The sequence below is a fragment of the Agrobacterium salinitolerans genome, assembly GCF_002008225.1.
GTDB lineage: Bacteria > Pseudomonadota > Alphaproteobacteria > Rhizobiales > Rhizobiaceae > Agrobacterium > Agrobacterium salinitolerans.
Window position 1 is genome coordinate 592,699 of record NZ_MRDH01000006.1, and the last position, 26,082, is coordinate 618,780.

The following is a 26,082-nucleotide window of genomic DNA, read 5'->3' on the forward strand; positions in this document are numbered from 1 at the left end:
ACACGGTCCGCAACAAATCCTTAATCACACCCGGCACTCGTGTCGTATGCCAGACGCTTCATGGTGTCGCGAGGCCGGAAATTCCGGCTCCGCTCGAAGCCTTTGATGCTTACTCAGCGGCTTCCAGAACAGCGCCATCATCCATGGCCCTGTAGGTATATTGGTCGATGCGCTTTTCGATTTCCGGACGGAAATTGCGGATCAGCGCCTGTACCGGCCATGCGGCGGCGTCGCCGAGCGCACAGATGGTATGGCCTTCGATCTGCTTCGTCACTTCGAACAGCATGTCGATTTCGCGCTTCTGCGCGTTGCCCTTGACCATGCGTTCCAGCACGCGCCACATCCAGCCCGTGCCTTCGCGGCACGGCGTGCACTGGCCGCAGCTTTCATGCTTGAAGAAGGCCGCGATGCGGGCAATCGCCTTGATGACGTCGGTGGACTTGTCCATGACGATCATGCCGCCGGTGCCGAAGGAGGACTTCACTTCGCGCATGCCGTCAAAGTCCATGATGGCGTCCTTCATGTCCTCACCGCGCACGATGGGGCAGGATGCGCCGCCGGGAATAACGCCGAGCAGATTGTCCCAACCGCCGCGAATGCCACCGCAATGGTGTTCGATCAGCTCACGGAAGGACAGGCCCAGCGCATCTTCGAAGGTGCACGGACGCTCGACATGGCCTGACACCATGAACAGCTTGGTGCCGACATTGTTCGGACGGCCGATGGACGAGAACCATGCAGCGCCACGTCGCAGGATGGTCGGCGCAACGGCGATCGATTCAACGTTGTTGACGGTCGTCGGGCAGCCGTAAAGACCCATATTGGCCGGGAACGGCGGCTTCAGGCGCGGCTGTCCCTTCTTGCCTTCAAGGCTTTCGAGCAGAGCCGTCTCTTCGCCGCAGATATAGGCACCGGCGCCGTGATGGACGTAGATGTCGAAATCCCAGCCGTTCTTGTTGTTCTTGCCAAGCAGGCCGGCATCGTAGCACTCGTCGATAGCCGCCTGAAGCGCTTCACGCTCACGCATGTATTCGCCGCGCACGTAGATATAGGCGGTATGCGCGCCCATGGCGAAACCGGCGATCACGCAGCCTTCGATCAGCGTATGCGGATCGTTGCGCAGAATTTCGCGGTCCTTGCAGGTGCCGGGTTCGGATTCGTCGGCGTTAACGACGAGATAATGCGGACGGCCGTCATTCTCCTTCGGCATGAAGGACCACTTGAGACCCGTCGGGAAGCCAGCGCCGCCGCGACCGCGAAGGCCGGAAGCCTTCATCTCGTTGATGATCCAGTCACGGCCCTTTTCGATGATCTGCTTGGTGCCGTCCCAATGGCCGCGCGCAAGCACACCCTTCAGGGACTTGTCCTTGAGGCCGTAGAGATTGGTAAAGATGCGATCCTGATCTTTTAACATGCTTCACCTCTTACCGCGGCTTCTTGCCGAAGACCCTGATATACTCGGCTTCGCCACCCTTGGCGAGCGCCTCGGCCTGCTTGATCCACTCATCGCGTTCGATGCGGCCCTTGAAATTCAGATAACCGTCGACCCAGTCGCATTCGGCCTTTTTCCAGCCGGCGATCTGCGCATAGGTGAAGATGCCGAGCTCGTGCAGCGTGCCTTCGATCTTCGGACCGACGCCGGAAATGAGCTTCAGGTCGTCGGGCGTTGCGGGCTTTTCGATAGCGGCCGGACGATCCTTGGGATCGAGCGACGGCTTCGCAGATCCCGAAGCTTCCTTTTCGGCGGTCTTTGCATTCGCTTCGGCAGCCTTCGGTGCGGTCGCAGGCGTCTTCAGCTTCGGATCGGTTTCCGGGGCGTCCGTCTTCGGCTTGGCGGCATTGGACGGCGGAACTGACGCGGCGTCCGCAGGCGCTTCGGCCGGCTTGTCGAGATTGGAACGGTCCGGCTTGATCTCTTCCGTCAGCGTCGTCAGGCCGCCGACCGGGACCGACTGGTGGCGGTCGATCTGAGGGCCGGTCTTGACCGTGTCGCCCTTGCCTGCCTCGAACGTGTCGATGATCTCTTCCAGACGCTCGGGCGTCAGGTCCTCATAGGCATCCTTGAAAATGATGACCATCGGCGCGTTGACGCAGGCGCCCTGACATTCCACTTCTTCCCAGGAAAGCGTGCCGCTCTCGTTGGTGTGCAACGGATCGTGGTGAATCTTCTTGCGGCAGACATCCATCAGCGCTTCCGAGCCGCGCAGCATGCAGGGCGTGGTGCCACACACCTGAACGTGGGCGCGCGTGCCAACCGGCTTCAGCTGGAACTGGGTGTAGAAGGTCGCCACTTCGAGAACACGGATATAGGCCATATCCAGCATGTCGGCGATTTTCTCGATGGCGGCGCGGGTAACCCAGCCGTCCTGCTCCTGCGCACGCATGAGCAGCGGGATCACCGCCGATTGCTGGCGTCCCTCGGGATATTTCTTGATCGTCTTTTCAGCCCATGCGGTGTTTTCCGCATTGAAGGCAAAAGCCACGGGCTGGAACTGATCTTCGGCTAGTCGACGAACGGACATACTTCCTCACGCCTTTTCAGTTTAACGTCTCACACCGCGATCTCGCCACCGTGACGAATTCGCAGGCATAAGCCGCCTTGTCTTTTTGCATGAACACGATGAACTTGCTGCCATTGGGAACCGAGGCCTTGATCTCGTATCCCGAAGACAGAAGCTGCTTGATGGTCGAAGAGCCGCCGCTCGACAGCGATACTCCGCCCTCGTCCGTCGCCGTCTGGGCGAAAACGGGAGTAGACATCGCAGCGAGAAAAGCCGGAATGGCCAGCGGCAGACGCATCAGCGGTCGACCTCCCCGAACACGATGTCGAGAGAGCCGAGTACGGCTGTAACGTCGGCGAGCTGATGGCCCTTGCACAGGAAATCCATCGCCTGCAAATGGGCGTAACCCGGCGCGCGGATCTTGCAGCGGTAGGGCTTGTTCGAGCCATCGGCGACAACGTAAACGCCGAATTCGCCCTTCGGCGCTTCGACGGCGGCGTAAACTTCGCCGGCGGGAACGTGATAACCTTCGGTATAGAGCTTGAAGTGATGGATCAGAGCTTCCATCGAACGCTTCATCTCGCCGCGCTTCGGCGGAACCACCTTGCCATCCAGCGAGGAGACCGGGCCGATGCGATGCTTGCCGGAGAGAAGATCGACGCATTGCTTCATGATCTTTACCGATTCGCGCATTTCCTGCATGCGGATCAGGTAACGGTCGTAGCAGTCGCCGTTCTTGCCGACCGGAATGTCGAATTCGAGATCAGAATAGCACTCGTAAGGTTGCGAACGGCGCAGATCCCAGGCAGCGCCGGATCCACGCACCATCACACCCGTGAAGCCCCAGGCAAACGCATCTTCCAGCGACACGACGCCGATATCGACGTTACGCTGCTTGTAGATGCGGTTGTCCGTTAGAAGACCTTCGATATTGTCGAGAACGTTCAGGAACGGATCGCACCACTTGCCGATATCATCAACCAGTTCCGGCGGCAGGTCCTGATGGACGCCGCCCGGACGAACGTAAGCCGAGTGCATGCGGGCGCCACAGGCGCGCTCGTAGAACACCATCAGCTTTTCGCGTTCTTCAAAGCCCCAGACCGGCGGCGTCATGGCGCCGACGTCCATGGCCTGCGTGGTGACGTTCATGATGTGCGACAGGATGCGGCCGATTTCCGAATAGAGAACGCGGATCAACTGGCCGCGCATTGGAATTTCGAGGCCCAGCAGCTTTTCGACGGCGAGCGCGAAAGCGTGTTCCTGGTTCATCGGCGCGACGTAATCGAGACGGTCGAAATAAGGAACGGCCTGCAGATAGGTCTTGGTCTCGATCAGCTTTTCAGTGCCGCGATGCAGCAGACCGATATGCGGATCGACGCGCTCAACGATTTCGCCGTCCAGTTCCAGAACCAGACGCAGCACGCCGTGCGCGGAGGGATGTTCCGGACCGAAGTTGATCGTGAAATTGCGGACGTTATGCTCAGTCATTCTAGTGCTCCGCCGAGGTGATCATGGCGATGAATTCGGGGCCGGTCATGTTCTGCGTGGTCTCAGCGAAAGAATAGCTCGAAGGCTTTTCATCCGTAAAAATCTGCTGCGCGAAGGTGAAGCTGGACGGCTTGTCGAACGCCTGCAGCGAAACGGCAAAATGTTTGCCATCCTTGGAACGCCACAACAGCGTGCTGCCACAATTCTTGCAGAAACAACGCTCGCCCCACTCCGACGAAGAATAAACGCCGAGGCTCTGCTCGTTTTCAAAGGCGATATCAATGCATTCGACAGCCATAAACGCACCGCCGGACCAGCGGCGGCACATGGAGCAATGGCAGACGCCGAATTCGCGGGCACCGAGCGTGGCTGTGAAGCCGACGGCGCCGCAAAGACATTGTCCATGCTCTGTCGCGGGGGCTTCGCTCATTGCTTGGCCTTTTCGTCACCCGGGAGAACATATTCCGTTCCTTCCCAAGGGGAAAGGAAATCGAAATTGCGGAATTCCTGCTTCAGTTCGACCGGTTCATAAAGAACCCGTTTCAGAACGTCATCGTAACGCACTTCCACAAAGCCGGTAACCGGAAAATCCTTGCGCAGCGGATGGCCTTCGAAACCATAGTCCGTGAGGATGCGGCGCAGGTCCTTATGGCCCTCGAAAGGAATGCCATACATGTCCCAGGCTTCGCGCTCGAACCACTCCGCGCCCATGTAGACGGAGGTCGATGAAGGAACGCCTTCGTCTTCCGCCACCTGCAGCTTGACGCGCACGCGCAGATTCTGGCGCGGCGACAGCAGATGGTAGACGACATCGAAACGCTTTTCGCGCTGCGGCCAGTCAACGCCGCAGATATCGATGATATTGACGAAACCGCACTGCACGTCGTCACGCAGGAAGGTCAAAAGCGCGATCACGCTTTCAGGCGTCGTGTTCAGCGTCAGTTCGCCATAGGCGATATCGGCAGACACCACGAGGGAACCGCGCGCTTCCTTAACGTAAGCAGCAAGATCGTTGAGAGCTTCGCTCATTACTTAATCCGTCCTTTGCCCTTAGCGCTCGATCGTACCGGTACGCCGGATTTTCTTCTGCAGCAGAAGCACGCCGTAAAGCAGCGCCTCCGCCGTGGGGGGACAGCCCGGAACGTAGATATCCACCGGCACGACGCGGTCGCAACCGCGCACCACGGCGTAGGAATAGTGGTAATAACCGCCACCATTGGCGCAGGAACCCATGGAGATGACGTAACGCGGCTCAGGCATCTGGTCATAGACCTTGCGCAGAGCGGGCGCCATCTTGTTGGTCAGCGTGCCGGCAACGATCATCACGTCCGACTGGCGCGGTGAAGCGCGCGGAGCAACGCCGAAGCGCTCCATGTCGTAACGCGGGCCGGAAGCCTGCATCAGGCCTTCGACGGCGCAGCAGGCAAGACCGAACTGCATCCACATCAGCGAGCCTGTGCGCGCCCAGGTGATCAGCTCGTCGGTCGATGTCACGAGGAAGCCCTTATCGGCCAACTCGTCGTTGATTTCCGTGAAGTAGGCATCGTTGCTGCCAACCGGCTTGCCGGTCGAGGGATCGATGATCCCCTTCGGCTGCGGCGCAACGAGCGTGCTGTTGTTCTGGCTCATGCCCATTCCAGCGCTCCCTTCTTCCACTCATAGATAAAGCCGATGGTGAGGACGAGAAGGAACACCATCATCGACCAGAAACCGAACCAGCCCATCTCGCCGAAAGACACCGCCCAAGGAAACAGGAAGGCGACTTCCAAGTCAAAGATGATGAACAGAATCGAAACCAGATAAAAGCGGATATCGAACTTCATGCGGGCGTCGTCGAAGGCGTTAAAACCGCACTCGAAAGCCGAAAGCTTTTCCGGGTCCGGCGCCTTATAGGCGACAGCGAAAGGCGCGATCAGAAGCGCCAGGCCGATGACGAGAGCGATACCGATGAAGATTGCGATCGGAATGTAGGAACTGAGGAGTTCAGTCATGGTCTCTTCCTTGCCCGGCCGGGCGCCGGGCCTGCCTTTGCGACCCAAGTCTCAAAGAACGGACAAATATGTTGCAACGCCAAAGTGGTTAGCGCAGCCGCGCCCTCTCTGCAAGAGTTTAGCATCCATTTCAAGACACCTGCCGCATTGATTGGCAACAATATTGCCGGAATTGACGCAAATTTGGGCCACAATTCCGGCCTAAGCCCCTCAAATACAATAATAATCGATTGAACGACGCAACCGCAAAAAAGTCACACGAATTTTACGTCCGGAAGGCGGCGAAGTGACGATATCGGGAAATCGAAACTTGATAAAAAAAGGCAGGAAAAATCATGACTGGAGAGCCCGGAATCAGACGCCGGAACGGTCAAAAACAGAGACGCGCGACGAGCGCTTTATTTTCTTTTAAGAGACATTTCATGAAGAAGAAATGGCGCGAGTGACGGGGCTCGAACCCGCGACCTCCGGCGTGACAGGCCGGCACTCTAACCGACTGAGCTACACCCGCGCTCCACAGACATTCGCCTGCGTATTTTCCGAGGAACAGGATGGCGCGAGTGACGGGGCTCGAACCCGCGACCTCCGGCGTGACAGGCCGGCACTCTAACCAACTGAGCTACACCCGCTTATCCTGACCGACAGAACCTTGGTTCCGCCGTACGAACCAGCCTCGGCTGTTCGTTGAGCGGCTAACTACGGCGTTCGTGCGGGGGTGTCAAGCAGGTTTCACGACAAAAGAATAAGCTTCTTCATTTTGATCATGAAAAACCGGACGGGCTGTGAACGCGATTGCCGCAAACGCCCTGTTTTGCGGGCTTTTCCCAACGAAAACAAAAAACTTGTCCACAGCCGGCGGCTTCTCCAACGGCATTTCCCCAAGGCCAGAAAGGCGTCGTCGGCTTCTGGTTTTGCCAAAAAGCCCGCAGTTCCAGGCTTTTTACCCCTCCTCTTCGGCGGAGGGAAAAACCTCGCCTAAAAAAAACAAAAAAACTTCACAAAAGCCCTTGCGGTTTTTTTCCGATCCGAATACATCACGGCCACCGACGCGGCGGACATGATCCGCAAGACGCGAAGGGCGATTAGCTCAGTTGGTAGAGCGCCTCGTTTACACCGAGGATGTCGGGAGTTCGAGTCTCTCATCGCCCACCATTTTTCCAGAAGATTTAAATATCACCCGTGAAACCGAAATTCTTCGTGTTTGCGTTCGCGATGCGATAAGCCCTCGAGTATTCGGAATTATCGCCCCCTGCCCTTACTGCGGGCGGTGAAGCGTTGTCATGATTCCCAACCGCTGGAATCGCTTTTCTCCAGTTACACCATGCCAAATCGGTACTGCTGTTCCATATTCCGACAGCTCGGCTGCCCCCTGTATCACCCCGCAACATACCGGAAAATAAGGAAGATTCAGACTTTCTAAAGAGATTTCAGGCATTGTTTGCGCACCGTTTCATGATGAACGGTTGAACTGATGGATGAAGCCATGTCGATCGACGCGTTTGTAACACTCGCGCTTATTGCGCTGCCTGTTTATATTTTTTTCCGCTGGGTCCAGCAGGATTCGGAAAAACAAGACACTCCCAAAAGTCCAAAGTCCATGGGACGCTGATCCGTCAGGATCGGTCCGCGACATTTTTAGGGACGGCATCTGGACGAAATTTATAAAGATTCGATACTGAGAGAGCGATACCGATATTACGGCGTGCCTCTTGATGGGTCGTTCAAGATTGGCGACAGCCCAGGTGGCTCTCCTCGCCAAATAAAAAGCCGGGCATCGCCCGGCTTTTCTCTTTTTTCGATACAGTTCGGCGCAATCAGTTGATCGCCTTCATCTCAACCTTGAAGAACAGCGTCTCGCCGGAGGAATCATCGACGCCGTCATTGTCTGTCACGGCGTAGGCGGTTCCCGCCTTGTCAAAGGTGAAGCCTTCCAGCTTGTCGACGACGTAGCCATTGGTCTGGGCCTTGAGATCGGGAAGGAAATCATGCGCTTCCTGCTTGGCTACCAGCGGCAGCTCACCGCCGATCTTGCCCGGCTTCAGGTCGGCGATAGCAACGCGGTAGAGCTTCTTGATCTTGGCCTTGTCGCCGATCTGATTGTCGCGCTCGATGATATAGACATAGTCGCCCTGCGCGGTGATTTCAGAAAGGCCGACCCAGCCTGCCTCGGTCTTGTCGAGCGGGTAACGCACAGCGCCCCACTCCTTGGACTTCGGATTATAGGAGACGAGCTTGACGAAGCCCTTCTCGTCCGTGCCCCATTCGCGCTGCACGGCCATCCACAGCGTGGCGTCGTCTCCCTTGCCGACCATGGTCACGCCTTCGAAACCGAAGCGGGTGTCACCGGCAAGCAATTCCTTCGGCAGGGCGATCTCGGCCTTGATCTCACCCTTGGCGTTGACATTGTAGAGCGCGTGCGGGACGAGCTTGGCGCTATCGCCCTCAGAAGCCAGCCAGAAGCCGCCCTTACCATCGAGGGTAATACCTTCAATATCGAGTTTCTGGGCCGCGATGCCATCACGCTTGACGCGCAGGACGCTGGTGATGGTAGCGGGCTTCTTGGTGGCATCGATGGTGTAGATCGACGGCTGGTTGCCATAGACCGAGTCGGACACGGCGTAGAGAATGCCGGGCTTTTCGGCATCACCAACAAGGCCTGAAAGAGCACCCCAACCGATCGGCGCGCCATCGACGGTGGCGGAGACGAGCTGCGGATAGGCCGCCTGGCCTTCCGCACGTTCATAGAGCATGACATGCGAACGTGCACCGCCATCCTCGACCAGATCGGCCTCGTTGGCGGTGACGAGAAGGTTGCGCGCGGGAATGGCAACAGCACCTTCCGGCGAAATGCCCGAAGGCAGGAGCTGCGTCAGTTGCGGCTCTGCACCGGTATCCTTATAGACGGCAACGACCGAGGCGCGCTCGGCAAGAACGAAGAAATACTTCTGGCCATCGAAGGTTGCCGTCTCCAGACCTTCCGGCTCGATGCCCTTGGCCTTGGAACGTTTTTCCGGATAGTGGCCGATGGCCGCAACCGCGTGTTCGAGCGAAGCACCGGCTTCATAAAGAAGCTTGCCGGTTTTGTCGAAAATGGTGAAGCCGCGCGCACCGCCCTGCCAGTCGCCCTCATTGGCGATGACGATACGGTCATTGTCCAGCCACTTCACGGCATCCGGCTCGCGCTTGCGGCCTTCCTGCTTGTCGGTGAACTTCAGCTGGCCGTCGGTCTTCGTATCGATGCCTTCAAGATCGACCTTGCCGGCGGAGAAATGCGTCTTCACCGTGCCGGTCTTGCCGTCGATGATGACGATATGGTTGTTTTCCTGCAGCGTCAGCGCGATCTCGCCATTGGCGTTGATGGAAACAAATTCCGGTTCCGGATCCTCCGGGGAAATTTCAGCGAGACCGGTAACGTCGATCTTCTTCAGCGTCGCGCAGTCGGCAACACCATCCTTCAGGCCGACGGTGACGAGGTAACCGGCTGGCATCTGCGGCAGGGCGCCTTCGTTCACCTCTTCATCGCGCTCGTTTTCGATCGCAATGGCGGCAAAAGTCATGTCCGGGGAAACGGCGACGGAATCGGGTTGGCCGCCGAGGTCGCAGCTTGCCTCAACCTTCTTCGTGGCGAGATCGACCGTCACCAGCTTGCCGGAAGGCTTGGCACGACTTTCCGACGTATTGACGCCAGCCAGTACCTTGAGACCGGCAACGGCAACGGAGGTCGGCTCGCCTTCCAGCAACAATGCGCCGCCGGCCTTTGGAGCCTTGGCGTCTGTGATGTCGATGAAACCGATGCCGCCAAGCGGGCTGTCCGAATAAATCAGCGTCTTGCCGTCTTCGCTGGCGGTGATGATTTCAGCCGAAGTGACAGACTTGGCGTCCTTGTCCGCCGGAAGGTTTTTCGCCACCGGGAACGATGCAATGCGGTTGAAAACCGGCTCGGCAGCGGCCGGGATGGCCGCGGACGCAAGCAGAGCTGCAGTCAAAGCCATTTGAGAAAATCGGAACGCCATTTTAATCCCCCTTGGGTCCAGAAATACCCCATGGCTTCTGCGTCAAAGACATGACAGTGGCATGACATTTCCTTGCGGGAGAATCAAAAAGCCCGACTGCTGGAGCCGGGCTTTCGCGTTTATGCGCACATTCCGCGTTTCGAAACACCACCCGCTTTAGCGTCGATGTGACGGCGTCAGGGCATCAAAACATGTTTCCTCGTGAACCTGAAAAGCCGCCCGCCCGCCGCCGGGCGTTGCAGCTTTCCGGAAACCTTACGAGTTGACGGCGTCCTTCAGGCCCTTGCCTGCGGAAAACTTCGGTACGTTGCGAGCCGGGATATCGACTTCAGCACCCGTGGAAGGGTTACGACCCTTGGAGGCTTCACGACGGCTAACGGAGAAGCTGCCGAAGCCAGCGAGACGGATGTCGCCACCGCTCTTCAGTTCGTTCTGTACGGTTTCGAATACGGCATCAACAGCGGAAGCAGCATCTGCCTTCGTGAGACCAGCCTTTTCGGCAACAGCAGAGACGAGCTCGTTCTTGTTCATGTTTCCACCCCTTTCAATGGTTTGAAACGACTAAAATTAAGCCGGCGCAGAATACATTCACATCCGCGCGCAGCAACTCAAAAGCGCTGGAATCGCCTGAAAAACAAGGGGTCTGCGATTTTTTTCACAAAAAAGGCCGACATTTCTGCCGGCCTTCCACATATTCGTGCCAATTTGGCATCAGTTGCGCAGAGCTGAGCACCGCGCACGCACTCCGACACCTAACGCATTGATTCTATGCGCTGCCCGCCGCGAAAGGCGATTCCCGCCTTCGCGACGATGCATGTTTCAATGGGCAATCGTCTGGTTGCCGTCATCAACACCTTCGACGGTTGCGATCACCGGCGTCTCGATGCTGCCGTCCCACTCGATGGGTTCCGGCTGGCGGATAAGGGCGTGCTTGATAACCTCGCCCATACGCGACACCGGAATGATTTCCATCTCGTTCTTCACGTTATCCGGAATCTCCGCCAGATCCTTGGCGTTTTCTTCCGGGATCAGCACCTTCTTGATGCCGCCGCGCAGAGCCGCAAGCAGCTTTTCCTTCAGGCCGCCGATCGGCAACACGCGACCACGAAGCGTGATCTCGCCCGTCATCGCCACATCCTTCGAGACCGGAATACCGGTCATGATGGAGACGATGGCAGTTGCCATGGCAACACCGGCAGACGGTCCGTCCTTCGGAGTTGCCCCTTCAGGAACGTGAACGTGGATGTCACTCTTGTCGAAACGCGGCGGTTCGATGCCGAAATCCACGGCGCGCGAGCGGACATAGGATGCCGCCGCCGAAATGGATTCCTTCATCACTTCCTTGAGGTTGCCAGTAACCGTCATGCGGCCCTTGCCCGGCATCATCACGCCTTCGATGGTGAGCAACTCACCGCCGACTTCCGTCCAGGCTAGACCGGTGACGACACCGACCTGATCCTCGCGCTCGGCTTCGCCATGGCGGAACCGCGGCACGCCCAGATAGTCGGGAACGTTTGCAGCGGTGACTTCCACGGACTTGACCTTGCCCTTGATGATCTCGGTGACAGCCTTGCGCGCCAGCTTCATCAGCTCGCGTTCGAAGCTGCGCACGCCCGCTTCGCGGGTGTACTGCTGGATGACGACCATCAGGGCATCATCGGTGACCGAGAACTCTTCTGGACGCAGGGCATGCTCCTTGATCGCCTTGGGCAACAGGTGACGCTTTGCGATTTCGCGCTTTTCGTCTTCCGTGTAACCGGCGATGCGGATCACTTCCATGCGGTCCATCAGCGGGCCGGGAATGTTCAACGTGTTGGCCGTGGTCACGAACATCACGTCGGACAGGTCGTATTCCACTTCCAGGTAATGATCCATGAAGGTGGAGTTCTGTTCCGGATCGAGAACCTCCAGCAGTGCCGACGACGGATCGCCACGGAAATCCATGCCCATCTTGTCGATTTCGTCGAGCAGGAAGAGCGGGTTCGCCTTCTTGGCCTTCTTCATCGACTGGACGATCTTGCCGGGCATGGAGCCGATATAGGTACGGCGGTGACCGCGGATTTCCGCTTCGTCACGAACGCCGCCCAGCGCCATGCGGACATACTCGCGGCCGGTCGCCTTGGCGATCGACTTGGCAAGCGAGGTCTTGCCGACGCCGGGAGGACCGACGAGGCACAGGATAGGACCGCGGATTTTGGAAGCACGGGCCTGTACGGCCAGATATTCGACAATGCGCTCCTTGACCTTGTCCAGACCGAAGTGATCCTGATCAAGGATCGTCTCGGCGGCATTGAGGTCGGTCTTGATCTTCGACTTCTTGCCCCAGGGCAGACCCAGCAGCCAGTCCAGATAGTTGCGCACGACTGTGGCTTCCGCCGACATCGGGCTCATCTGGCGAAGCTTCTTCATTTCCGCCTCGGCCTTTTCCTTGGCCTCCTTGGAAAGCTTGGTCTTGGCGATGCGCTCTTCCAGTTCGGCCATTTCGTCACGACCGTCTTCGCCGTCGCCGAGTTCCTTCTGGATCGCCTTCATCTGCTCGTTCAGGTAATATTCGCGCTGGGTCTTTTCCATCTGGCGCTTGACGCGCGAACGGATGCGCTTCTCGACCTGCAGCACGGAAATTTCGCCTTCCATGAAGCCGAGCGCCTTTTCAAGCCGCTGCTTCACGCTGACGGTTTCCAGCATTTCCTGCTTTTCGGTGATCTTGATCGACAGGTGCGAAGCGACCGTATCGGCAAGCTTCGAATAATCGTCGATCTGGCCGGCAGCGCCGACAACCTCGGGCGAAATCTTCTTGTTGAGCTTCACGTAGCTTTCAAATTCGGACACGACCGAACGCGAAAGCGCTTCGATCTCGACCGGATCTTCGGCAGGCTCCTGCAAAGGCGTCGCGGAGGCTTCATAGAAATCCTCGCGGCCAGTGTAATTGTCGATCTGGGCGCGGCCCTTGCCTTCCACCAGCACCTTTACGGTGCCGTCGGGAAGCTTCAGGAGCTGCAGGACATTGGCGACCGTGCCGACCTTATGGATGGCTTCCGGTGCCGGATCGTCGTCGCTGGCGTTGATCTGGGTGACAAGCATGATCTGCTTGTCCGAACCCATGACTTCCTCGAGCGCACGGATGGATTTTTCCCGCCCGACGAACAGGGGAACGATCATATGCGGGAAAACGACAATGTCGCGCAGGGGAAGTACCGGATAGGTACCGCCAGATGCCGCAGACGTGATGTTCGTCATATCATTTCCTTTCCATGGTCCCTTTCGGGACACTTTGCCGGACAGCTTGGGGCATCCGGCGCATTCATTTCTCGAGACTGAAAGTGGAGTTTCGAAACACCGATTTCAAGTCGCCGGAACAGACGGTCCAGCAAAGCGGCAAGACCGTGAAATTCAACAAAACCCAGCGCTGGCTCATACTCCCGACATTCCGGTTATCCTCAAGGGCCAGGAACCGGGTCGCCGACGGAATTCACATTTCCGTCATAACGCGCTGCAAATCAGTTGTAAGACTTTATCAGCAAAGCGCAATCCGCTCCAAACGCAAAATCGGGCTTCGTCAAGTTAGACGCAAGTTTCGTGAGGTCGCTCTAATAGAAAAGGCCCGCACGGATGCGGGCCCTGATCTTTTCCAACATTGCATCAGCCGATCAGGCCGAAACGTTGGTCTTTTCTTCCTGGCGGTCCGCATAGATGTAGAGCGGACGGGCGACACCGCTGACGACCTCGTCGGAAATGACGACCTCGCGCACGCCTTCCAGCGTCGGCAGTTCGAACATGGTGTCCAGCAGGATCTTTTCCATGATCGAGCGCAGGCCGCGGGCACCGGTCTTGCGGGTGATCGCCTTACGAGCGATTTCGCGCAGCGCGTCCTCGTGGAAGGTCAGCTCGACATCTTCCATCTCGAACAGGCGCTGATACTGCTTGACCAGCGCGTTCTTCGGCTCGGACAGGATCTGGATCAGCGCATCTTCGTCTAGGTCTTCCAGCGTCGCCAGAACAGGCAGACGGCCGATGAATTCCGGAATGAGGCCGAACTTCACCAGATCTTCCGGCTCCAGCTCGCGCAGCACTTCGCCCACACGACGATCGTCTTCCGCCTTGACGGTCGCACCGAAGCCGATCGAGGTCTTTTCGCCTCTGGCCGAGATGATCTTGTCAAGGCCGGCGAATGCGCCGCCGCAGATGAACAGGATATTGGTCGTATCCACCTGCAGGAACTCCTGCTGCGGATGCTTGCGGCCGCCCTGCGGCGGAACGGAAGCGACCGTGCCTTCCATGATCTTCAGAAGCGCCTGCTGAACGCCCTCGCCCGACACGTCGCGCGTGATGGACGGGTTGTCCGACTTGCGGGAAATCTTGTCGACTTCGTCGATATAGACGATGCCGCGCTGGGCGCGCTCGACATTGTAATCCGCAGCCTGCAACAGCTTCAGGATGATGTTTTCCACGTCCTCGCCGACATAACCGGCTTCGGTCAGCGTCGTTGCGTCCGCCATGGTGAAGGGAACGTCGATGATGCGAGCGAGCGTCTGGGCAAGATAGGTCTTGCCGCAACCCGTCGGACCGACGAGCATGATGTTCGACTTCGCCAGCTCGACATCGCCGTTCTTGGAGGCGTGCGCAAGGCGCTTGTAGTGGTTGTGAACGGCCACGGACAGGATTTTCTTCGCCTGCTTCTGGCCGATGACATATTCATCGAGGATCTTGATGATGTCCTGCGGGGTGGGCACACCCTCGCGCGACTTCACCATAGACGTCTTGTTCTCCTCGCGGATGATGTCCATGCACAATTCGACGCATTCATCACAGATGAACACCGTCGGTCCGGCAATGAGTTTCCGGACTTCGTGCTGGCTCTTGCCGCAGAATGAACAATAGAGTGTATTCTTAGAGTCGCCGCCGTTGCTGCCGCTGACTTTGCTCATATCTCTTTCCTTCCAGCACGCCGCAGGTCCGCCAAACGGATCGCGGTCAACTTACCGCCCGCAGATACGGCAGCCCTTGGGGTGCATCGCCGTATCCGCCTCGTTTCCCGGGGTACTAACCGGTATCAGATACATGAGCTGATACCCGGCTGCAACGAATTCCCCATCAAACCTAGCTACGTCATAAAAACTCAACATAGCCTTTATATATACTAATATCGCTTTCTGTTGCGGTTGAAAGCCCCGAAATTACTTTTGCGGCTTCAAACAAACGTCAAAAGCGGCGCGCCTCAATTCGCGACGGCGCCTTCGATTTCCTGGCGCGAGGTCAGGATCTTGTCGATCACGCCCCAGTCCTTCGCCTCGTCTGCATCCATGAAATGGTCGCGATCAAGGGTTTTTTCAACCTCTTCGAGCGTACGGCCGGTGTGCTTCACGTAGACTTCATTGAGACGGCGCTTCATCTTGATGATGTCGCGGGCGTGGCGCTCGATGTCCGATGCCTGCCCCTGGAAACCGCCGGAAGGCTGGTGAACCATGATGCGGGCGTTCGGGGTCGCAAAACGCATTCCCTTTTCACCGGCGGCGAGAAGCAGCGAGCCCATGGACGCGGCCTGGCCGACGCAGAGCGTCGAGACCGCAGGGCGAATGAACTGCATCGTGTCGTAGATCGCCATACCGGCGGTCACGACGCCACCCGGCGAGTTGATGTAGAGCGCAATTTCCTTCTTGGGGTTTTCAGCCTCGAGGAAAAGCAGCTGCGCGCAGACGAGCGACGCCATCTGGTCCTCCACCGGGCCGGTGAGGAAAATGATGCGTTCCTTGAGAAGACGGGAAAATATGTCGTAGGAGCGTTCGCCGCGATTGGTCTGCTCAACGACCATCGGCACCAGAGCCATGGCGGTATCAACTGGATTTTTCATGTCCGTCCTTTGTCAAACTCTGCCCTTCGCGGAAAGCCGCTCCGGAATCACTTCTAACCTTCATACTCCCTACATAGAGTGTCCCTGCCCCGTACTTCAAGACACGAAGCCGCATATCCTTAACGGCTCAACAGCGTTTGCAGGCCTTTCAGGCCGAGGTTGACAGGGCTTTCGGACCGGGCGGCGCCAGCCGGGCCTCTTTCCCACGCTGCCACCATTTTTTTACTATGGCGCGCGACGACGGCAAAAATCGCCCGCCATGCACAGATATAACTTCTCACCGGCAAGAACTCGTTAGTATTTGCTGCTGATACTGGCCAGCGAATTTCCGGTTCCCGTTGGGGAATGGGCCCATCCGGGCGAAATGGCAGCTCAACAATTCCAGCGGGCATAACGCACCTCGTGCGGAAGGGCCCGCTTTTACCGCATTATGGCGCAGATAGGATTTTGCAATGCTGGATGCAAAGACGAGCACGCTACTGTGGGCGGCGGAGACGCTCACCCTTGCCGTGCTTTTGGGAACGCTGTGGCTGCACCGCCCTTCCCGCCGGCATAATCTCTATTTCGCGGCCGGTTTCCTCGCCACGGGCATCGGCACGGTAATGGTGGCGCTTCGTGGGGATATTTCCAGTTTTTTGTCCATCCAGGTCGGCAATACGCTCGCACTTTCCGCCTTCGGGTTCTGGCTTGCGGGCCTGCTGTGCTTCGAACAGCGGAAAATCGGCGGCTGGGTCGCCATTCCGGCTCTGCTGTGGATCGCGGGAATGTTCCTGCCGCCCGTGCGTGAAAATATGGTGCCCCGCATCCTGCTCTATCACGCCAGTGCCGCCACCGGTTATTTCATGCTCGCCGGCGTCCTTCTGGCCAGCAAGGCGCGCGCCTCACGCAGCCGCCGGGTTTTAGCCGCAATTCTGATCATGCAGGCTTTTGCCGGGGCGTTTGTCGCATCCATCGTCATACCGGCCAATGCCGCGGCCCCCAACGCTATTCCGCTGACATCGGCGCTCGCCTTTTCCGGCATGCTCGGCTTCACGGCCATCATCATGATCAGTGCCAAGATCATCATGGAAGACACAGAAACGCGCCTTCACCGGCTCGCCATGACCGATCATCTGACCGGCGTTCTTAACCGTCGCGGCCTGCTGGAGGAGTTTGAGCGCATCAAGAAGAAGTCGCCGGCCTCCAGCCGTTACGTGGCGCTGGTGCTGTTCGATATCGACCATTTCAAGAAGATAAACGACAGATACGGCCACCAGTCCGGCGATGCGGTCCTCGTGCATTTCTGTAATATCGCACAGCGTACGATCGGCGATCGCGGGCTTTTCGTCAGGATGGGCGGCGAAGAATTCGCCCTGGTTGCCGAAGTGGAAAGCTCTTCCAGCACCGCGGCGCTTGCAGAAGCCATCCGCAGCAATCTGCGCCTTTCGAAGATCAGTTCGCGCGGTGAAGGTATCGAGGTGACCACCAGCGTCGGCATATCGGAAGCCATGATCAAGGATGCCGACCTGAATACGATGATGACAGAAGCCGACCGCGCGCTTTATGCCGCCAAGAAGGCCGGGCGCAACCGGACCGTCATCCATGTCAATTCGGCCAATGTCGTCGTGCCAGCTTCGGACCGCGACGAAAATCCGATGGACAACAATGCCGACCGCCAGGTGGCGGCGCTGAACCGGATATCCGCCATCGCCGGCCGGTGATGATGTAACCATTCAGTGACATGCGCAGAGTTATCGCAATGGATTTGTCTCCCTTCCCAAAGCGCCGCGCGCGGAATAGACCATGGGCATGACAGCGACATTTCCCTTTCTCAAAATCGACCACGCCACCCGCCGCATCTCCCTCGATGCCCGCGACCCGGCCTTCTACAACGATCCGAACCCGGTTTATGCGGCCCTGCACGCGCAATGTCCCACTTTCTACTGGGAAGAGCAGCGGCAATGGTTCTTCACCGGTTACGACCATGTCAGCGCCCTTCTGCGCGACCGCCGCTTCGGACGGCAGATACTGCATGTGGCTAGCCGCGAGGAAATCGGCCTGCCGCAGCCGCTGGAACATGTGAAGCATTTCGACGCCGCCGAGCAGCATTCGCTTCTGGAGCTCGAGCCGCCGGAGCACACACGGCTGCGCACGCTCATCAACCGCGCCTTCGTGTCGCGGCACGTCGACAAGATGAAGCCGGAAATAGAGGAACTCGCCAACCGCCTCATCGACGCCTTCGAAAGCAAGGGCGAAACGGAACTGCTCTCGTCTTATGCCGATATCATCCCGGTGACGATGATCGCCCGTATGATCGGAATTCCCGAGGAAATGGGGCCGCAGCTTCTGAAATGGTCGCATGCCTATGTCGGCATGTACATGTTCAAGCGCACGCCCGAAGACGAGCTTCTGGCCGACAGGGCCGCGCATGAATTTTCAGACTATGTACGCAGCGTGATCGCAGAGCGTCGGGCAGAGCCGAAAGACGATCTGCTGAGCCACATGATCCATACGCAGCACAAGGGCCAGTATCTGACCGACGATGAGCTCGTCTCCACCACCATCGTGCTGTTGAATGCCGGGCACGAGGCGACCGTACACCAGATCGGCAATTCCGTGCGCATCATTCTGGAAAGCGGCATCTCCCCCGAGGTCCTGTTCCGCGACGAGACGGCAACCGAGCGGACAGTGGAGGAGACGCTGCGCATCTGCGCCCCAGTGCATATTTTCCAACGCTGGGTTCTGGAGCCAGTCGAAATCGACGGCGTCGCGTTCAAGCGCGGCGACAAGGTCAGCCTTATCCTGGCCGCCGCCAACCTCGATCCGGCGAAATTTTCCGACCCTCTGGCCTTCCAGCCGGACCGCAACAAAGGCGCCAACGTCTCCTTCGGCGCCGGCATTCATTTCTGCATCGGCGCACCACTTGCAAGACTGGAACTCAATCTCGCCCTGCCCCTGCTTTTCAAACGTCTGCCGGGCCTGAAGATCGCCGAGCCGCCCAAGGTGAAGGACGTCTATCATTTCCATGGTCTGGAGCGGCTCGACCTGGCGTGGTGAAATCTGACTGTTAAAGTATTCGAACGGGGCATCCGGCCTCACAGCCGGATAACGTAATCCTTCCGCGTGGTTTCCACGACCTCCCAGGTGCCGGTGAAGCCCGGGCGCAGGACAATCCTGTCACCCGGCCTCAGATCGCGCGGTGTGCCGCCGTCTTCGGTCAGGATGGAATGGCCTTCGAGAATGCTGAAATATTCCCATTCATCATAGACCACCCGCCATTTGCCCGGCGTAGACTGCCAGATGCCGGCATAGATGCCGCCGGGAGCCTCTTCGAGATTCCATGTCGTGAATTTGGGATCACCTGATATCAGTCTTTCCGGCACGGGCGCGCCGTGCTCCACCTCAACGGCGCTGCTTTCAAAAGACACAAGATTTGTCATCGCGGCAGGTCCTCAGATTTTTTCAAAGGACTGTTCGAGATCGGCGATGATGTCCTTGACGTCCTCAATGCCGATCGACAAGCGCACCACATCCGGCCCGGCGCCGGCGGCCGTTTGCTGTTCCGGCGTCAACTGCGCATGAGTGGTGGAGGCCGGGTGGATGACGAGCGAGCGTGTATCACCGATATTGGCGAGATGCGAAAAAAGCTGCAGCCCTTCCACCAATGCCTTGCCGGCGGCATAACCGCCCTTGACGCCGAAGGTGAAGACGGAGCCCGCCCCCTTCGGCGAATAATGCTGCTGGATGGCATGGTTGTCGCTGTCCTCCAGACCCGCATAATGCACCCAGCCGACTTTGGGATGTGCCTTCAGCCATTTCGCGACGGCGAGCGCATTGTCGGAATGGCGCTGAACGCGCAGCGGCAGCGTCTCTATTCCGGTCAGGATCAGGAAGGCGTTGAAGGGCGAAATTGCCGGGCCGAGATCCCGTAATCCCAGAACGCGGCAGGCGATGGCAAAGGCGAAATTGCCGAAGGTCTGGTGCAGCACGACGCCGGAATATTCCGGCCGCGGCTGCGACAGCGCCGGGAACTTATCGGTCGCCGACCAATCGAAGGTGCCGCCATCGACAATGATGCCGCCCATGGAATTGCCGTGTCCGCCAAGGAATTTCGTCAGCGAATGTAGCACGATATCTGCGCCGTGTTCCAGCGGCCGCAGCAGATAGGGGCTCGCCATGGTGTTGTCCACGATGAGTGGCAGACCGTGGCGGTGGGCGACATCGGCGATTGCGGCGACATCCACGAAAGTACCGCCCGGATTGGCGAGGCTTTCGATGAAGACGGCACGGGTACGATCATCGATCTGCGCCTCGAAGCTCGCCGGGTCCGCGGCATCTGCCCAGCGCACCTGCCAGTCGAAACCCTTGAAGGCGTGGCCGAACTGGTTGATCGAGCCGCCATAAAGCTGGCGGGCCGCGACGAAATTATCGCCGGATTGCATGAGCGTGTGGAACACCAGCAATTGCGCTGCGTGGCCGGAAGCGACGGCAAGCGCCGCCGTGCCACCTTCGAGCGCCGCCACGCGCTCCTCCAGAACCGCCTGGGTGGGATTCATGATGCGGGTGTAGATATTGCCGAACTCTTTCAATCCGAACAGGGCGGCGGCGTGATCGGCATCGCGGAAAGCATAGGCCGTGGTCTGATAAATGGGCGTGGCGCGCGCGCCGGTGGTCGGATCAGGCTGCGCGCCTGCGTGAACGGCCAGCGTCGAAAAACCGGGATTGTTGCTCGGCATGATGTTTCCTCCATTGGAATTTTGGAGGGATCATAATGCCTTGGCGGCAAATGATAAGTGCAATCCGTACCAACTATCGCGCAATATTGAGACGCGGATACTCAATTGCGGGGCAACGGTCCATCACCACGTCCATGCCATAGGCTTCCGCCTTGGCGGCGGCATTGTCATCGCGAACGGAGAGCTGGCCCCAGATCACCGAAGGGCGGTCAGGCAGCAATATCGCCTCTTCGACAATGGCCAACAAATATTCCGGCGCCCGGAAAACGTCGATCATGTCCACCGGCTCGGGAATATCGGCGAGTTTGGCATAGACCTTCTGCCCCAATATCTCCTTGCCCGCCTGGCCAGGATTGACCGGAAACACGCGATACCCCTTGGACAGCAGAAAGCGCATCACGCCGTGGCTGGGCCTGTCGGGATTGGGAGAAGCACCCAGCAGGGCGATGGTTTTGACGTCAGTCAGAATTTTTCTGAGGTACTCGGGTTCATAACTATCATGCTGCATGTCAACTTATCCCTTCTGGAGCATCGCATTGTTTGAAGAATACCAATGCAGGTGCGCCATTTAAAAGCGCCCGAGCATGGCGTCTCATGCATAATTCCACCGACGCATTCCTGACGCTGCCGGTTGCGCCCGTCCTTTCTATCTAGGAAGGTTCTTCGCTTTCTTGAACCCCTGCCGATCTGTTTGACCGCCATTACCGCAGACTCCATGTCGCGAAGAGGCGCTTTTTTCGTTCACGCAAAATGATTTCACCAAACGCCAGAACGCCAGTTTTATTGACTATTCTTGCCCAGTTTTCGAAATGACGCGAATTGTCGCAAATGCGGGCTTAAACAACATTAGCGTGAAATTCATGCGCCCTTCGTCTCCTGTTTGTTTTCATTCCGTTCGCAGGAAAATTAGACATGTCTAATTTTCAAAAAGTTATTCAGTAAATCAATCCTTATACGAACCTGCAACGTTACAGAGCCTGATTGAGGAGAGATTTGAAATTTTTTTTCATGCGCGCCTCCCCCCGATTGATACAGTTAGAGCCCGAGGAGCCGTCGGATATCCATCAGGATATTTGACAAAACAGGTAGTATTTTGAGCGAAAATTGATCCCGACGCGAAACTAGAAGCTGTGCATGCGACGCTCCTACCTCCATCTGGCGGATGAAATTGTGAGCAGAAGGCCATATCGCCCCGACGCAAAATCATTCCACTGATCCGTGACATGCACAAAGCATAAAGTTTACGCGCGTCGCAGTATCCGCCGCAATCACAGGCTATTTGCGGACGGCTCCACCGCGCAAAACGTGTACGCGAACAATTGGGAAAGGCTTGCCGCGCGTAGCGAAAATCGATTCCGGTTTTCAAACCGATGCTGTAGGTTGCCCAAAGTAGCCCGCGAGCGAGTCTCTATTGTGACATTTGACATTCTTCTTCTGGTGCTCATGGGCGCGATGCTGCATGCCGGATGGAATGCGCTGGTCAAAGCCGGATCCGACAAATCGCTGGACGCCTCGCTGATCGCGGCTGGCGCTGCGGCCTGTTCGCTGCCGTTTCTACCTTTCCTGCCATTTCCAGCTCCGGTCGCCATTCCTTTCCTGATCGCTTCGGCCGTTCTGCAATTCGCCTATTTCCGGCTTGTCGCCGCCGCCTATACGATCGGCGACATCGGCCTTGTCTACCCCGTCATGCGCGGCGTGGCGCCCCTGATCGTCGCTGCGACGAGCAGTCTGTTCCTGAGCGAGATTTTGAGCCCGGTGGCGCTTGCCGGCATCGCCATCATCTCAGTCGGCATCCTGACGCTCGCTTTCGAGGCGCGGCGCGGCGGCGCAAAGGCGATCATGGTCGCCCTGCTCAACGCCTTCGTGATCGCATCCTACACCTTCGTCGACGGTGTCGGCGCAAGGCTTTCCGGCAACGCCATCTCCTATACGCTGTGGATGTCGCTTCTGCCGCCCGTGCTGCTTTTCGGCTTTGCCCTTTACCGGCGCGGTGTGGGCCCGGTCGCAAACCATGCCCGGCGCAACTGGCGGCGCGGACTGATCGGCGGCGGCGGCTCCATTCTCTCTTACGGGCTGGCGCTCTACGCCATGACCAAGGCGCCTGTCGCGGTCGTCGCGGCGCTCCGGGAAACCTCCATTCTCTTTGCACTGGTGATCTCCGTGGTGATCCTGAAGGAACGCGCCAGCGTCTGGCGTTATCTTGCCGGAGGCATCATTGCAGCAGGCGTTCTGGTGATGCGACTGGGGTAAAACGGCCCCGCCTGATGAGGTAAAATAATACCCCATGATCAAGTCATTGTTTTTTCTATCTTATTTTTACGGCCTCCAAAACCCGTCATATTGACGCTTTCGTTCGCGCACCGTATAAGCGCGCCAGATCGGATTCCAGCCGGAATTGGGTCATTTGCGGTTGTCTTTCACGGCAACCAAACCAAGCAACAAGAAACGCCCGTATGCTCTTCATGCAAGAGGATGACGGGTCCACGTTAGAAAGTGAAATTCATGTCTACTTTCGTTCAGAAGCCCGCTGAGGTGGAGAAGAAGTGGGTCATCATCGACGCCGAAGGCCTCGTTGTTGGTCGCCTCGCCACCATCGTTGCAACCCGCCTGCGCGGCAAGCACAAGGCTACCTACACCCCCCACGTTGATGATGGCGACAACGTCATCGTTATCAATGCGGAAAAGGTTGCCCTCACCGGCAAGAAGTATTCCGACAAGAAGTACTACTGGCACACCGGTCATCCGGGTGGCATCAAGGAGCGTACGGCTCGCCAGATCATCGAAGGCCGCTTCCCGGAGCGCGTCGTTGAAAAGGCCGTCGAGCGCATGATCCCGCGCGGCCCGCTCGGCCGTCGCCAGATGAAGAACCTGCGCGTTTACGCCGGCTCGAACCATCCGCACGAAGCACAGCAGCCCACCGTTCTCGACGTGGCCGCGCTTAACAAGAAGAACGTAAGGAGCGCCTGATAATGGCCGATCTTTCCTCTCTGAAAGACCTCGCCCCGGCATCGGAAGCTTCGGCTCCCGTGCATGTCCGCAAGGTTGACACCCTCGGCCGCTCCTACGCGACCGGCAAGCGCAAGAACGCCGTAGCCCGCGTATGGGTCAAGGCCGGTTCTGGCAAGATCATCATCAACGGCCGCGATTTCACCACGTATTTCGCCCGTCCGGTTCTGCAGATGATCCTTCAGCAGCCGATCGTCGCCGCTGCCCGCACGGGTCAGTTCGACATCATCGCCACCGTTGCCGGTGGTGGTCTGTCCGGTCAGGCCGGCGCCGTTCGTCACGGTCTGTCCAAGGCCCTCACCTACTTCGAACCGGGCCTGCGCTCCGTTCTGAAGAAGGGTGGCTTCCTGACCCGCGACAGCCGCGTTGTCGAGCGTAAGAAGTACGGTAAGGCCAAGGCCCGCCGTTCGTTCCAGTTCTCCAAGCGCTAATCGCTTCTCAGAACGGTTCGTTCAGAACTTCGAAAGGCGGGGCTTCGGCTCCGCCTTTTTTTCATAATCGCCTCCCTTGTTTTTTTAGCAGGAAGACAGCAACCTCGGCGCAAATCGCAATGGGGTGATCAATGCCGTCCAAAACCATCGACCATGCCTTCACCGCAACGACCCTGACATCGGCCGCCACCGACCCGACCCATGCGGGCGTCCTCTCCTTCATGCGGCGCAAATATACCAAGAACCTCAAGGGTGTATCGACGGCCATCTGGGGCATTCCTTTCGACGCTGCCACCTCCAATCGGCCGGGCGCCCGTTTCGGGCCGCAGGCGATACGCCGGGCTTCAGCGATCTTCGACAACGATCCGCAATATCCTTTCGCGCGTGATCTTTTTGCCCAAATGCCGACCATAGATTACGGCGACTGTCTGCTCGATTACGGCAATCACTGGAAGACACCTGATACGATCGAAAAGGAAGCGCGAAAGATCATCTCCAAGACAGATTATCTGCTGACGCTCGGCGGCGATCATTTCATTACTTGGCCGCTTTTGAAGGCGCATGTCGCGAAGCACGGCCCGCTGGCGCTGGTGCAGTTCGATGCGCATCAGGACACCTGGTTCGACGACGGCAAGCGCATCGACCACGGCTCCTTCGTGGCCCGCGCCGTGCGGGATGGACTGATCGACCCCGACCGCTCGATCCAGATCGGCATCCGCACCCATGCGCCTGACGATTTCGGCATTCGCATTCTCCACGGTTACGAGGTGGAGGAAATGCGGGCAAGCGATATCGCCTCGCTGATCGTCAAGCACACGGCCGGCATGCCCGCTTATCTGACCTTCGATATCGATTGCCTCGATCCCGCATTTGCGCCGGGAACAGGCACGCCAGTCGCTGGCGGGCCGACCAGTGCGAAAATTCTCTCCGTTTTGCGCGGGCTTGGACAGCTCGATATTCGCGGCTCGGACGTGGTGGAGGTCGCGCCCGCCTACGACCATGCGGATATTACCGCCATTGCCGGAGCGACCGTTGCAATGTATATGCTTGGCCTGCGTGCCGAACGGCTGGCGAAGGCTGGCTGACAAAGATAACGGCGCTTGCCAAACTGATTCCGAATACCCTCGCAACACTCTGAAAAGTCAGGACAAGGACATGACAGCGAAGATCTTCATCGATGGCGAACACGGCACCACGGGTCTGCAGATCCGCACGCGCCTTGCCGGTCGCCGCGATATCGAGTTGCTGTCCATTCCCGAGGCCGAGCGCCGCAATGCGGCGATGCGCGAGGATATGCTCAACAATGCCGACATTTCGATCCTCTGCCTGCCGGACGATGTTTCCCGGGAAGCGGTCTCGATGGTGGCCGGCAATAACAATGTCCGCATTATCGATACCTCGACCGCCTATCGTGTCCATCAGGACTGGGCCTATGGGTTTGCCGAAATGGATAAGGAACAGGGCGAGAAGGTTCGTTCCGCCCGCCTCGTCGCCAATCCGGGCTGCTATCCGACCGGCGCGATCGCCCTTCTGCGCCCGCTGCGCGCCGCAGACCTCCTGCCTGACGGTTATCCGGTCAGCGTCAATGCGGTTTCCGGTTACACTGGCGGCGGCAAGCAGATGATTGCCCAGATGGAAGACCAGAGCCGTGATGACGCCATCAGCGCCAATAATTTCCTTTATGGCCTGACGCTCAAGCACAAGCATGTGCCGGAGATGACCATTCATGGTCAGCTCGACCGTGCACCGCTGTTTTCGCCCTCCGTCGGTCGTTTCCCGCAGGGGATGATCGTGCAGGTGCCGCTTTTTGCCGCTGACCTGAAGGAAGGCGCGACCATCGAAACGATCCACGCGGCGCTGACCGCCCATTATGCGGGCCAGGACATCGTCAGTGTGGTGCCGCTTGCTGAAAGCAAGGGGCTCTCGCGCATCGATGCCGAGGAACTGGCGGGCAAGGATACGATGAAGCTTTTCGTCTTCGGTACGCCCGGCGGTGAGCATATCAACCTCGTGGCGCTGCTCGACAATCTCGGCAAGGGCGCGTCTGGCGCAGCGGTACAGAACATGGAGCTGATGCTCTCTGCATGAG

The 26,082-nt window shown here is 58.2% G+C and carries 25 protein-coding genes and 3 tRNA genes; 9 read left to right on the forward strand and 19 right to left on the reverse strand.

What is annotated here, in order from left to right; translation table 11 throughout:
• Window positions 1–109 precede the first annotated feature (109 nt).
• The 11 genes from nuoF to BS627_RS24500 all read right to left on the reverse strand — a co-directional run bounded on the left by nuoF (window position 110) and on the right by BS627_RS24500 (window position 6,848).
• Window positions 110–1,414 (reverse strand): NADH-quinone oxidoreductase subunit NuoF, encoded by a 1,305-nt coding sequence (gene nuoF, locus BS627_RS06910; RefSeq protein ID WP_077982450.1) that lies wholly within the window; start codon window positions 1,412–1,414, stop codon window positions 110–112.
• A gap of 10 nt (window positions 1,415–1,424) precedes the next feature.
• The gene (locus tag BS627_RS06915) at window positions 1,425–2,522 is read right to left on the reverse strand and encodes an NADH-quinone oxidoreductase subunit E (RefSeq protein WP_077982451.1); all 1,098 of its coding nucleotides are present in this window, start codon (window positions 2,520–2,522) and stop codon (window positions 1,425–1,427) included.
• Between the two features lie 16 nt (window positions 2,523–2,538).
• The gene (locus tag BS627_RS06920) at window positions 2,539–2,799 is read right to left on the reverse strand and encodes a hypothetical protein (RefSeq protein WP_077982452.1); all 261 of its coding nucleotides are present in this window, start codon (window positions 2,797–2,799) and stop codon (window positions 2,539–2,541) included.
• Window positions 2,799–3,989: an NADH-quinone oxidoreductase subunit D gene (locus BS627_RS06925; protein ID WP_077982453.1), complete on the reverse strand. Its 1,191-nt coding sequence runs from the start codon at window positions 3,987–3,989 to the stop codon at window positions 2,799–2,801. The genes BS627_RS06920 and BS627_RS06925 overlap by 1 nt, the downstream gene beginning before the upstream one ends.
• 1 nt (window position 3,990) lies before the next feature.
• Window positions 3,991–4,419, reverse strand: a complete 429-nt coding sequence (locus BS627_RS06930; protein WP_077982454.1) for a GFA family protein — start codon at window positions 4,417–4,419, stop codon at window positions 3,991–3,993.
• Window positions 4,416–5,018 (reverse strand): NADH-quinone oxidoreductase subunit C, encoded by a 603-nt coding sequence (locus BS627_RS06935; protein ID WP_003496465.1) that lies wholly within the window; start codon window positions 5,016–5,018, stop codon window positions 4,416–4,418. Before BS627_RS06935 ends, BS627_RS06930 begins: the two co-directional genes overlap by 4 nt.
• A gap of 21 nt (window positions 5,019–5,039) precedes the next feature.
• The gene (locus tag BS627_RS06940) at window positions 5,040–5,624 is read right to left on the reverse strand and encodes a NuoB/complex I 20 kDa subunit family protein (protein WP_003496467.1); all 585 of its coding nucleotides are present in this window, start codon (window positions 5,622–5,624) and stop codon (window positions 5,040–5,042) included.
• Complete coding sequence (locus tag BS627_RS06945) at window positions 5,615–5,980, reverse strand: NADH-quinone oxidoreductase subunit A (RefSeq protein WP_003496469.1); 366 nt, start codon at window positions 5,978–5,980, stop codon at window positions 5,615–5,617. The genes BS627_RS06940 and BS627_RS06945 overlap by 10 nt, the downstream gene beginning before the upstream one ends.
• Before the next feature lie 434 nt (window positions 5,981–6,414).
• Window positions 6,415–6,491 (reverse strand) — tRNA-Asp (locus BS627_RS06950).
• A gap of 41 nt (window positions 6,492–6,532) precedes the next feature.
• A tRNA-Asp gene (locus BS627_RS06955) sits at window positions 6,533–6,609 on the reverse strand.
• An 89-nt stretch (window positions 6,610–6,698) separates the two neighbouring features.
• Window positions 6,699–6,848, reverse strand: coding sequence for a hypothetical protein (locus BS627_RS24500; RefSeq protein ID WP_161596349.1), 150 nt, complete (start codon window positions 6,846–6,848; stop codon window positions 6,699–6,701).
• Between the two features lie 208 nt (window positions 6,849–7,056).
• Between BS627_RS24500 and BS627_RS06960 the strand changes: the two genes are divergently transcribed.
• A tRNA-Val gene (locus tag BS627_RS06960) sits at window positions 7,057–7,132 on the forward strand.
• A gap of 319 nt (window positions 7,133–7,451) precedes the next feature.
• Window positions 7,452–7,589: a hypothetical protein gene (locus BS627_RS24505; RefSeq protein WP_165691159.1), complete on the forward strand. Its 138-nt coding sequence runs from the start codon at window positions 7,452–7,454 to the stop codon at window positions 7,587–7,589.
• A 205-nt stretch (window positions 7,590–7,794) separates the two neighbouring features.
• Here BS627_RS24505 and BS627_RS06965 read toward each other — a convergent pair whose 3' ends face one another.
• The 5 genes from BS627_RS06965 to clpP form a co-directional block, all read right to left on the reverse strand.
• On the reverse strand, window positions 7,795–9,993 hold the full coding sequence (locus BS627_RS06965; RefSeq protein WP_077982455.1) for an esterase-like activity of phytase family protein: 2,199 nt from the start codon (window positions 9,991–9,993) through the stop codon (window positions 7,795–7,797).
• A 255-nt stretch (window positions 9,994–10,248) separates the two neighbouring features.
• The gene (gene hupB / locus BS627_RS06970; RefSeq protein WP_003496481.1) at window positions 10,249–10,524 is read right to left on the reverse strand and encodes a DNA-binding protein HupB; all 276 of its coding nucleotides are present in this window, start codon (window positions 10,522–10,524) and stop codon (window positions 10,249–10,251) included.
• Between the two features lie 288 nt (window positions 10,525–10,812).
• Window positions 10,813–13,230: an endopeptidase La gene (lon, locus tag BS627_RS06975; RefSeq protein WP_077982456.1), complete on the reverse strand. Its 2,418-nt coding sequence runs from the start codon at window positions 13,228–13,230 to the stop codon at window positions 10,813–10,815.
• Window positions 13,231–13,640: 410 nt separating this feature from the next.
• Window positions 13,641–14,918, reverse strand: a complete 1,278-nt coding sequence (gene clpX / locus BS627_RS06985) for an ATP-dependent Clp protease ATP-binding subunit ClpX (protein ID WP_063951205.1) — start codon at window positions 14,916–14,918, stop codon at window positions 13,641–13,643.
• A gap of 290 nt (window positions 14,919–15,208) precedes the next feature.
• Window positions 15,209–15,841 (reverse strand): ATP-dependent Clp endopeptidase proteolytic subunit ClpP, encoded by a 633-nt coding sequence (gene clpP, locus BS627_RS06990; protein ID WP_004441299.1) that lies wholly within the window; start codon window positions 15,839–15,841, stop codon window positions 15,209–15,211.
• A gap of 452 nt (window positions 15,842–16,293) precedes the next feature.
• Between clpP and BS627_RS06995 the strand changes: the two genes are divergently transcribed.
• Both BS627_RS06995 and BS627_RS07000 read left to right on the forward strand, forming a co-directional pair.
• The gene (locus BS627_RS06995; RefSeq protein ID WP_077982457.1) at window positions 16,294–17,541 is read left to right on the forward strand and encodes a GGDEF domain-containing protein; all 1,248 of its coding nucleotides are present in this window, start codon (window positions 16,294–16,296) and stop codon (window positions 17,539–17,541) included.
• A gap of 82 nt (window positions 17,542–17,623) precedes the next feature.
• On the forward strand, window positions 17,624–18,877 hold the full coding sequence (locus BS627_RS07000; RefSeq protein ID WP_165691160.1) for a cytochrome P450: 1,254 nt from the start codon (window positions 17,624–17,626) through the stop codon (window positions 18,875–18,877).
• A gap of 38 nt (window positions 18,878–18,915) precedes the next feature.
• Here BS627_RS07000 and BS627_RS07005 read toward each other — a convergent pair whose 3' ends face one another.
• The 3 genes from BS627_RS07005 to BS627_RS07015 all read right to left on the reverse strand — a co-directional run bounded on the left by BS627_RS07005 (window position 18,916) and on the right by BS627_RS07015 (window position 21,064).
• A complete protein-coding gene (locus tag BS627_RS07005; RefSeq protein ID WP_077982458.1) occupies window positions 18,916–19,260 on the reverse strand; it encodes a cupin domain-containing protein in 345 nt (114 codons plus the stop codon).
• A 12-nt stretch (window positions 19,261–19,272) separates the two neighbouring features.
• Window positions 19,273–20,556: an O-acetylhomoserine aminocarboxypropyltransferase gene (locus BS627_RS07010; RefSeq protein ID WP_077982459.1), complete on the reverse strand. Its 1,284-nt coding sequence runs from the start codon at window positions 20,554–20,556 to the stop codon at window positions 19,273–19,275.
• A 73-nt stretch (window positions 20,557–20,629) separates the two neighbouring features.
• Window positions 20,630–21,064: a CoA-binding protein gene (locus tag BS627_RS07015; RefSeq protein ID WP_077982460.1), complete on the reverse strand. Its 435-nt coding sequence runs from the start codon at window positions 21,062–21,064 to the stop codon at window positions 20,630–20,632.
• 905 nt (window positions 21,065–21,969) lie between these two features.
• Between BS627_RS07015 and BS627_RS07020 the strand changes: the two genes are divergently transcribed.
• From BS627_RS07020 to argC, 5 genes are all read left to right on the forward strand, one after another.
• The gene (locus BS627_RS07020; protein ID WP_077982461.1) at window positions 21,970–22,806 is read left to right on the forward strand and encodes an EamA family transporter; all 837 of its coding nucleotides are present in this window, start codon (window positions 21,970–21,972) and stop codon (window positions 22,804–22,806) included.
• Between the two features lie 252 nt (window positions 22,807–23,058).
• Window positions 23,059–23,523, forward strand: coding sequence for a 50S ribosomal protein L13 (rplM, locus tag BS627_RS07025; protein ID WP_077982462.1), 465 nt, complete (start codon window positions 23,059–23,061; stop codon window positions 23,521–23,523).
• A 2-nt stretch (window positions 23,524–23,525) separates the two neighbouring features.
• Window positions 23,526–23,993: a 30S ribosomal protein S9 gene (gene rpsI, locus BS627_RS07030; RefSeq protein WP_003521540.1), complete on the forward strand. Its 468-nt coding sequence runs from the start codon at window positions 23,526–23,528 to the stop codon at window positions 23,991–23,993.
• Window positions 23,994–24,124: 131 nt separating this feature from the next.
• Window positions 24,125–25,078 carry an agmatinase gene (speB, locus tag BS627_RS07035; protein ID WP_077982463.1) on the forward strand — a complete coding sequence of 318 codons (954 nt, stop codon included), beginning with the start codon at window positions 24,125–24,127 and terminating at the stop codon, window positions 25,076–25,078.
• Between the two features lie 70 nt (window positions 25,079–25,148).
• The gene (gene argC / locus BS627_RS07040) at window positions 25,149–26,081 is read left to right on the forward strand and encodes an N-acetyl-gamma-glutamyl-phosphate reductase (protein ID WP_077982957.1); all 933 of its coding nucleotides are present in this window, start codon (window positions 25,149–25,151) and stop codon (window positions 26,079–26,081) included.
• Window position 26,082: the final 1 nt, after the last annotated feature.